7 protein-coding genes are annotated in these 8,839 nt (G+C 57.8%); 2 read left to right on the forward strand and 5 right to left on the reverse strand.

The features are described from left to right. Nucleotides 1-67 precede the first annotated feature (67 nt). On the forward strand, nt 68-1,096 hold the full coding sequence (rsgA, locus tag NW820_RS01785; RefSeq protein WP_414406521.1) for a ribosome small subunit-dependent GTPase A: 1,029 nt from the start codon (nt 68-70) through the stop codon (nt 1,094-1,096). A gap of 170 nt (nt 1,097-1,266) precedes the next feature. On the opposite strand, the gene NW820_RS01790 is transcribed toward rsgA, so the two are convergent. The 5 genes from NW820_RS01790 to rpmH form a co-directional block, all read right to left on the reverse strand. Further along, nucleotides 1,267-1,848 carry a Uma2 family endonuclease gene (locus tag NW820_RS01790; protein ID WP_414382545.1) on the reverse strand — a complete coding sequence of 194 codons (582 nt, stop codon included), beginning with the start codon at nt 1,846-1,848 and terminating at the stop codon, nt 1,267-1,269. Between the two features lie 185 nt (nt 1,849-2,033). Beyond that, a complete protein-coding gene (locus tag NW820_RS01795; protein ID WP_011434474.1) occupies nt 2,034-2,615 on the reverse strand; it encodes a Uma2 family endonuclease in 582 nt (193 codons plus the stop codon). An 88-nt stretch (nt 2,616-2,703) separates the two neighbouring features. Next, nucleotides 2,704-6,264 (reverse strand): chromosome segregation protein SMC, encoded by a 3,561-nt coding sequence (gene smc, locus NW820_RS01800; RefSeq protein WP_414406522.1) that lies wholly within the window; start codon nt 6,262-6,264, stop codon nt 2,704-2,706. 82 nt (nt 6,265-6,346) lie between these two features. Continuing rightward, nucleotides 6,347-6,727: a ribonuclease P protein component gene (rnpA, locus tag NW820_RS01805; RefSeq protein ID WP_414342200.1), complete on the reverse strand. Its 381-nt coding sequence runs from the start codon at nt 6,725-6,727 to the stop codon at nt 6,347-6,349. A gap of 93 nt (nt 6,728-6,820) precedes the next feature. Next, nucleotides 6,821-6,961, reverse strand: a complete 141-nt coding sequence (gene rpmH, locus NW820_RS01810; protein ID WP_011434477.1) for a 50S ribosomal protein L34 — start codon at nt 6,959-6,961, stop codon at nt 6,821-6,823. A gap of 225 nt (nt 6,962-7,186) precedes the next feature. Between rpmH and dnaA the strand changes: the two genes are divergently transcribed. Further along, entirely contained in the window at nt 7,187-8,590 is a 1,404-nt protein-coding gene (gene dnaA, locus NW820_RS01815; RefSeq protein ID WP_414382552.1) for a chromosomal replication initiator protein DnaA, read from the forward strand. Nucleotides 8,591-8,839 lie beyond the last annotated feature (249 nt).

Genomic DNA, 8,839 nt, shown 5'->3' on the forward strand with positions numbered 1-8,839 from the left:
AGGGACAGGCAGCTTCCCCCGAAGGCCATTACATTCTCTGGGTGCGTCGCGGCACGCCTGAGTCGGCATGAGCCCGGTGAAACCGGAAGGAAAAGATTGTACCGGCTGGGTGCGAGCAGCGCAGGCCAACTTTTATCGCGTGCGGATCGATCCGAGTTTGGCTGCCCTCTTTCCCGAGATCCCGGCTCGGTTTCCGGTTGAAAAGCCCACGCCGGCAGAGATTCTCTGTACCAGTCGGGCCAAGCTGAAAAAAATGGGTCAGCAGGTGATGGTGGGGGACTGGGTGGAGGTGCGCTTGCCGCCTGCTGCCGCCGACCTCTGGCCGGAGCGGGGGGTGATCGAGGCGATCCTGCCGCGGCGCACTCAGCTGCCTCGACCCGCTATTGCCAACGCGACCCAAGTTCTGGTGGTGGTGGCCCTGGCCGAGCCCGACCCTGAGCCCAACGCCCTCAGTCGTCTGCTGGTGCAAGCCGAGGCCAGCCAACTGCGGGTTCAGGTGGTGTTGAACAAATGCGACTGCGTGGATCCAGAAGTGGCGACAACTTGGGTGGAGCGTCTGCAGAGGTGGGGATATGAGCCTCTGTTGGTCAGTGCCCACACCCAAGCTGGGATCCCCCAGTTGCAACAGTGCTGTCGAGATCAGATCTCGGTGGTGACGGGCCCTTCCGGGGTGGGCAAATCCAGCTTGCTCAATCGGCTGCTGCCGGACGTTCGGCTGGCTACTCAGGCCGTCTCCAGACGTTTGGGCCATGGTCGGCACACCACCCGCCATGTGGAGCTGTTTCCTTTGCCGGAAGGCGGTTGGATCGCCGATTCGCCGGGATTCAATGCTGGCGAAGGGATCCCGCCGGTGCATCCTTTGCAGTTGATACGGTGCTTCCCCGAAGTAAGGGATCGCTTGGGCGCCTGTCAGTTTCGCGATTGCCTGCACCATCGAGAGCCGGGCTGTGGGCTCCGAGATCTGGATTGGGAACGACGGACTTTTTACTTGCAGCTTTTGCAAGAAGTCCAGCAGGTGCAAAAGGCATCGGTGGGCCTTATCCAGCCTGGCCAAGATCCCAGTCTCGCCAGAATTGCGCGAAAGACCCCAATCTGAGGACTATAGTCATTCCAAACTAGATTGAGACACTCCTCAAGCATTCCGTGCAGCTTCTGCGACCACTCCCAGCCCCTCTTCCTTTGGGAGAGGGGAGTTAGGAACCAATACACAATACAACAGAAATGTTTCATTCCTGTCTAAAATGACTATAAAACGACCGTAGAATGTCAGGTGGACCAGATCTTGCGGATGGGCAAGGTGAAGCCCGGCAGCACGTCCTCTCCTGATAGGGTTTCCGGATCTTCGACCAATTCCGGCGCTTGCCCTTGTCGGTAGATCATCACCCGCTTGGCCTTGGGATCCAGCAGCCACCCCAGCCGGCAGCCGTTGTCCATGTATTCTTGCATCTTGGCCTGAGTTTGAATCCAAGAATCGGTGGGCGAGAGGATCTCCACCACAAAATCGGGGCACAAGGGCAAAAATCCTTGACGGACTGAGGGATCCAAAGCTTCCCACTTTTCAATCGGGATCCAGGCCAAATCAGGGGAGCGGTCGCTGCCTGAAGGCAAGGAAAATCCGGTGGAAGAATCAAAGCTTTTCCCTCGGCCCGATTGCCGATTCCAAACATAAACTTCCCCGGCAATTTCAAAGTTAAGATTGCCCGTTTCCCCACCGGTTGGAGACATGATGACCAATTCTCCTTGGGCAGTACGCTCCAGCTTCAGCTCAGGATTGGCGGCACAAAGCCGGATAAAATCTGCTCGGCTGAGGGTTATCAGGGGAGATAGATTCAGAGTCAGAGCAGCCATGGTAGTGTGACTCCGCCTGTTTTTGGCCTATCGCTCAACATTTTTACTGCAGCTGTTTCCAAGGTTGGGAGAGTTCTGCAATTGCGTGGGATCCCTGTCATGCAAGAGATCCATCAGAGTTGGCTGGGTTAAGGGTGTGGAAAAAAGCTGTATCAGGGATCGTAAATCCGTGAAAGCTACTCATATCAAGCCGACCAGATCTTGCGGATGGGCAAGGTGAAGCCCGGCAGCACGTCCTCTCCTGATAGGGTTTCCGGATCTTCGACCAATTCCGGCGCTTGCCCTTGTCGGTAGATCATCACCCGCTTGGCCTTGGGATCCAGCAGCCACCCCAGCCGGCAGCCGTTGTCCATGTATTCTTGCATCTTGGCCTGAGTTTGAATCCAAGAATCGGTGGGCGAGAGGATCTCCACCACAAAATCGGGGCACAAGGGCAAAAATCCTTGACGGACTGAGGGATCCAAAGCTTCCCACTTTTCAATCGGGATCCAGGCCAAATCAGGGGAGCGGTCGCTGCCTGAAGGCAAGGAAAATCCGGTGGAAGAATCAAAGCTTTTCCCTCGGCCCGATTGCCGATTCCAAAGGGTTAAGTCTGTGGTGATTTCGGCATTCCAGTGGCCGGTTTCCCCGCCGGTTGGAGACATGATAACCAATTCTCCTTGAGCGGTACGCTCCAGCTTCAGGTCAGGATTGGCGGCACAAAGCCGAATAAAATCTGCTCGGCTCAGGGTTGTCAGGGGGGATAGATTCAGAGTCAGAGCAACCATGGCAGGCGTTTGGACACTCCTAAACCATTCTTAGAATGAGTCTAATGGGACCTCAGGATTTGCCCTCTGCTCTTAACCAAGCCACATCTTAACTGGGGTGAGGGGCGGGTTTGGTCAGGCCGATCACCTGAGTGTATGCACCGCGGGCCTGGGTTACACCAATGGTGTGCTCAGCTTTTTCGATCATGGGGCGGCGTAAACTGACCACCAAAAACTGCGCCTGACGAGATTGCTGCCAGATCATATTGGCCAATTTTTCCACATTGGCCCCGTCCAAAAACATATCTACTTCATCAAAGGCGTAAAAGCTGGAAGGGCGGAATCGCTGCAGAGCAAAAATAAAGCTGAGGGCTGTCAAGGATTTTTCTCCTCCCGACATGGCGCTGAGACGGCGCACCGGCTTACCTTTGGGGTGGGCCACCAAGGTTAGACCGCCTGCGAAGGGATCCTCTGGGTTTTCCAATTCCAAATGACCATCCCCATCGGAAAGTTGGGCAAAGATGGTTTGAAAATGGCCGTTGACGGCATGAAAGGCATCCAAGAAGGCTTGCCGACGCAGGGTGGAAAAGTTCTCGATGCGCAGCAACAACTCGGTGCGCTCTTGGTGCAGGGTTTCCAGTTTGGCGCTGAGATCCCGCAGGCGAGCTTGGGTCTGTTCGTATTCGGCAATGGCCAGCATGTTTACCGGCTCCAGGGATCGCAATTGCTCTTCGATTTTGCGTTTTTGCCGCTGCAGCTCGTCTAAGGTCAGGGTGGCGGGCAAGTTGGGCAGCGGATCCGGCAGCTCTTGGGCCACCGCTTGCAGTTGGGTTTGCAGTTGGGCCAGCAGAGCCTCTTTTTCCTGTTGTTGGGTGAGGGCGTTGTAGCGTTCCCACTCCAGGCGTTGGATTTGCTGTTGTTGGGCCCGCAATTGGAATTCCTGCCGATCTCGCTCTTGGCGCAGGTGGGAAAGTCGGGCCTCGATCTGGCTTATCTGTTGCCGTTGCTCGGCAAGGTGTTGCTGGATTTGGCCAAGGGTGGCTTGGGCTTGGACGATTTGCTCCTGCAGATAGGCTTGGCGCTGTTTGCTCTCCTGCAGGCGCTCCTGGTGGTGCTGGATTTGGGCCTGTTTCAGGTGTTGTTGGCCGGAGTTCTCCTGCTGTTGCCGCTCCAGTTGGGCCAGTTGCTGCTGCAGCTCTGCCAAGCGACTTTCTTGCTGCTGCACCGTCTGCTGCAGTTGCTGCCAATGTTGGTTCACCGGGGATCCCTCCAGTTGGCTGAGCTTGAGGGCGAGATCGGCTAGGCGCTGTTGCAAGGGATCCCAACGCAGTTGAATCTGCTGGAGCCGCTGCTGGATCTGGTGGCTTTCGCTTTGCCTTTGCGCCAGGGATCCCTGCAGGTGTTGCAGGCGGGCCTGTTGCTTTTGGCAGTCGGCTTGGTGCCGCTCCAGATATTGCTGGGCTTGCAGGGCGTCTTGGCGAGCCAGGAGCAGGGCTTGGGCCAGTTGTTTTTCGCGGGCTTGGGCTGCTTGTAGGCGCAGGGTGAGGGCGGCCAGCAGTTCCTCCAGCTCGGCCAAGCGGGAGCGCAAGGCGGCCTCCTCGGAAGGTTCGCCGGCAGAAAAGTGGATCCCAGCTCGCTGGGGGGCGCTGCCGCCGGTCATGGCGCCCGAAGTTTCCAACAGCTCCCCTTCCAGAGTAACCATGCGGTGCTTGCCGATGTGGGGCTGGGCCAGCTCTAGGCTTTGGAAAACCAGCGTGGAGCCGAACACAAAGCCGAAAACATCCCGGTAGCGCTCTTCAAAACGCACCAAACGAATGGCGTAGTCGATCAGGCCGTCCAATTTCAGGGGGCTGGGGGGGCGGGTGGGCTGGAGCTTATTCAAGGGCAAAAAGGTGGCGCGTCCGGCTTTTTCCCGTTTCAAAAAGTTGACAGCGCTCACGGCCACGGTGTCATCCTCCACCACCACAAAGTGCAGCCGGTTGCCTGCTGCAACCTCCAGGGCCAGTTGATACTGGGGATCCACCTGCCCCAACTGGGCCACCAACCCCAAAACCCCCGGCAGACGGGCACTCAGGATGGCTTGGGTCGCCCGGGATCCCTGGGATTCTTGCAACACTTGGCGGCGGGTTTCCCATTTGTCCAGTTGCCGCTGCTTGGCGTGCAGCTCGACGGTGAGGCGTTCGTGGGTGGCGCGATCCAGCTCCAGGCCGGCCTGCAGTTGGGCCAGCTCTTGGGCCAAAGTTTGAACCTGAGCTTCCGACTGTCGGCAAGTGTGTTCCAGCTCGGCGGTGAGGGCCAGGTGGGATCCCAGCCACGCCTCGATCTGGGCAATCTCCGCTTGGATCTCTTGGCTTTGTCGTTCCAGTTGCCGTTGTCGCTCTTGCAGGCGAATTTGCTCCTGTTGGAGAGGCTCCTGTTCAGCGCGGAGTTCCTCAATGTGGCGGGTGAGGTAGCGCTGCTGTTTCACCCAGGCATCGGCGGATTGGGCTAGGGCGCGCAGCTGTTCGCGGCTCTGTTCCAAGCTAATTTGGGCTTTCTGAACCTGGGCCTGCAGGGATCCCTGGGCTTGGGCCAGTTGCTCCTGTTGGCTGTGCAGGTGTTCCAGCTCCGCCTGCAGATGCTGCTGTTGGGCTTGGCACTCCTGATGTAGGCGCTGCGCTTGCTGGATCTCCTCCTGCCAGGCTGCGATCTGTCGGCTGACCTGTTGCCGCTGTGCTTCGGCGGCGGCGATTTGGGCTTGCAGGTGCAGGTATTCCTCCTCTCCAAGAGCATGGATGCGGCTTTGCAACTCGGCCAGGGCGGCTTCGGCCTGTTGCAAATGATCGTTCAAGGTCTGCACCTGAGCAGTGGCCTGCTCCTGAGTTTCCAGAAACCGCTGAATGGCCGCCTGGGTTTCTTCCACTTGGACTTGCAAATGCCGCCAAAGCAACACCTGTTGCTGCTGCCCCAGCGTTTGCAGCTGCAGCCGCAGTTGCTGATGGTGTTGAGCCTTTTCGCTCTCTTTGAGCAGCCGTTCTCCCTGGGCTTGCCATTCCTGTTCGATGAGCCGAAAACGCTCAATTTGTTCCCGCACCGCCTCCAGCTTGCTGTTGGCCTGGGCGATCTTGCGGTCGAAGGTGGCCACCCCCGCCAATTCGTCGATGATCTGCCGCCGTTCCTTGGGGTGCATGGAAATGATACTGGTGACATCCCCTTGTAAAACAACGTTGTAGCCGTTGGGGTAGATGTGCATCGCCTCCAGTTGTTCGTGCAGCTCGCTCAGGGTACAGGGCACATCGTTGATGTAGAAAGTGCTGGTGTAGGGGAGAGAATCCGTCCCGCTATCGCGAGTGGGATCCTCAGCCTTTCCGGGCTTGACCCGCAGCCGGCGACTGACTTTCCATTCCCTGGGCTGACCATCTTCTCCCGGCCCCAGCTCAAAGGTGACGGAAACGTGGGTTTCCACCTGCCGATTGCCGTTGAGGCTGCCGGAATGCACCAGATCCAACAGCCTTTCTGCCCGCATCCCTCGCGAGGACGATAACCCCAGCGCAAACAGGATCCCATCCAGGATGTTAGACTTACCGGAGCCATTGGGGCCAGAAATAACCGTGAACCCCGGCAACAGGGGTATCGAGGTTGTGCTACCAAAGGACTTAAATCGGGTCAGCTCAATCCGCTTGACGTACATCACACCCCATATCTAGCGTGACCACCGGCAGATGATGGCAACAGGCTAGCATGGGTAGCAAAAACCTGTGCAGCCTAGGTCTCTAGGACAGCCTGGGATCCGCATCTGTGCTGACGAGCAGGTCGGCCTTTTGGAGAAGACGATGCACCTCCGCCCTCAGCTCCGGCCAGCGGTAGGTCAGTAAGTTTGCCTTGGAGATAAACAGCAGCCGGTATCCGGGTTTCAGGTTTGGGCACAGAGGGCGCAAGATTTCTCGCAACTGGCGTCGCAGCCGATTCCGCTTTACGGCAGATTTGCTCACCTTTCTGCCGATCACCAGCCCCACTTGGCTAGGGATCCCTTCGCACCCTGCGGGCATCGGCTGAAACAGCAGGGTCAAGCCTGCACCGGAACGACGTTGGCCCCCCTGGTAGAGCGCCTGAAAAGCTCGTCGATCCCGCAATCGATGAGGAGCCGGCAACATTGGGCACCGAGGAGAGTCTGCCCCAGAAGTCAGCGAGTTTTGGGCTGCAACGCTCCAAAAAACCAAGACAAATCAAATCTCTGACCAAAGGGCTTAGGAAACCGCCAGGCGATAACGCCCCTTGGCCCGCCGTCGCCGCAAGACCTGACGCCCAGTTGCCGTTCGCATTCTGGCCCGAAACCCAGAAACCCGAATGCGTCTGCGATTGGTGCCACGAAGGGTACGCTGAGTCATGGTGAGAAGCCAACTTATGAATCCAAGATCATTTGCCAGAGCTGACCAGACCGAAATTAGCCCGCTTGAAACTGATCGCAGACGCTTAATCTTAGCAGACTCAATGGAAAATTGCTAGATTGGCCACCCCGCGCCGAGCAGTTAAATTGGGAATCCCGAAGCTCCTGTCGAGGAAGCCGCCGCTGTTTCCTCTGGGCTTCTGCTGTGTCGCTCTGAGTGTGTGGTGTGGATATTTCCCTGGATCAGCTCTGGGATGAAGCCCTGTGTCATCTGCAGGTGCAGCTCAGCCGCCCAACCTTTGAGGCTTGGATCAAAACGGCGCGGGCTGAATCGTTGGTGGACAACCGCCTCACCATCTGTACCCCCAGCGAATGGGCACGGGGCTGGCTGCAAAAGCACTACGCTTCCACCATCACCGAGGTGGTGCAGCGGGTAGCCGGGATCCCTTTGCAGGTGGAGTTTTCCGTTTCCCCCCACGCTTCTGTCGAGGCAGAACCCCCTTCAAGGGCGATTTCCCCAACATCGGGCAGAGCCGGCAGCTTACCTGCCTCCACCACCCTAGGACTGGAAGTCGGCGGCAGCCTGCCCATGCGGGCGCCGGATCTCAACCCCAAGTATTCCTTCTCGCGGTTTGTGGTTGGCCCCAACAACCGCATGGCTCACGCTGCAGCTCTGGCTGTGGCCGACAAGCCTGGGCGCGCCTACAACCCCCTGTTTCTCTGCGGTGGGGTGGGTCTGGGCAAAACCCACCTGATGCAGGCCATTGGCCACTACCAACTGGAGGCCAATTCACGCGCCAAGGTCTTCTACGTGTCCACCGAACGGTTTACCAACGATTTAATCGATGCCATCCGGCGAGACAGCATGCAGTCTTTCCGGGAGCACTATCGGGATGTGGATATTTTATTGGTGGATGACGTTCAATTTATCGAAGGCAAAGAGTACACCCAAGAGGAGTTTTTTCACACCTTTAATACGCTGCACGAGTCCGGCAAACAGATCGTACTGGCCGCCGACCGCTCTCCTCATCTGATCCCGCGTCTGCAGGAGCGGCTTTGTTCTCGTTTCTCCATGGGTTTGATTGCGGAAATTCAATCGCCCGATATCGAAACCCGCATGGCCATTCTCAAGAAGAAAGCCGAGTACGAGGGGATGAACCTGCCCGCCGACGTGATCGAGTACATTGCCACCACCTACACCAGCAACATCCGCGAGCTGGAAGGTGCCCTGATCCGCGCCGTCGCCTATGTTTCCATTTCTGGCTTGCCGATGAGCGTGGAGACGATTCAGCCCATCCTCAATCCCCCCAGCGAGCCGAAAGAGATCACCGCCGACATGATTACCGATGTGGTCTGTGAAGAATTCGGCATCGACCGAGACAGTTTACTGGGATCCTCCCGCAAGCGCGACATCAGCCAAGCACGGCAAATTGCCATGTTCTTGATGCGCCACTACACCAACCTCAGCCTGCCCAAAATTGGCGACTACTTTGGGGGAAAAGATCACACCACCGTCCTCTATAGCTGTGAAAAGGTCAGTCAGCTACAGCGGCAAAGTCTGCAATTTGAACGGCAACTGCAAAAATTGGTCGAGCGCTTGCGGGTGGTTGCCAACAGCCGGAGCAGCTAGGCTTTCTGTTGTCGTTGAGCCGTCTTTGAGGTGTTGTTGCCGCCCTTTGGCTCTGCCCGTCTGCGTGGAGAATCCCTCGGAAAGCAGCTACAGTAGGGACGCGATGCATGGGGTTGCAGGTGGTGAGACAGTCTGGCAAAGGGCTTCGCCTGGGTATGCTGCTCCTCTGGGCTGGACTGGTGCCTGGGTGGCCAGTTTGGGCCAATTCCACGCAAGCCAGCATTCAGGATCCGGCGCCAGCCACGCTCT

Origin of the sequence: Synechococcus sp. R55.7 (assembly GCF_047461955.1) — a bacterium.
Lineage (GTDB): Bacteria > Cyanobacteriota > Cyanobacteriia > Thermostichales > Thermostichaceae > Thermostichus.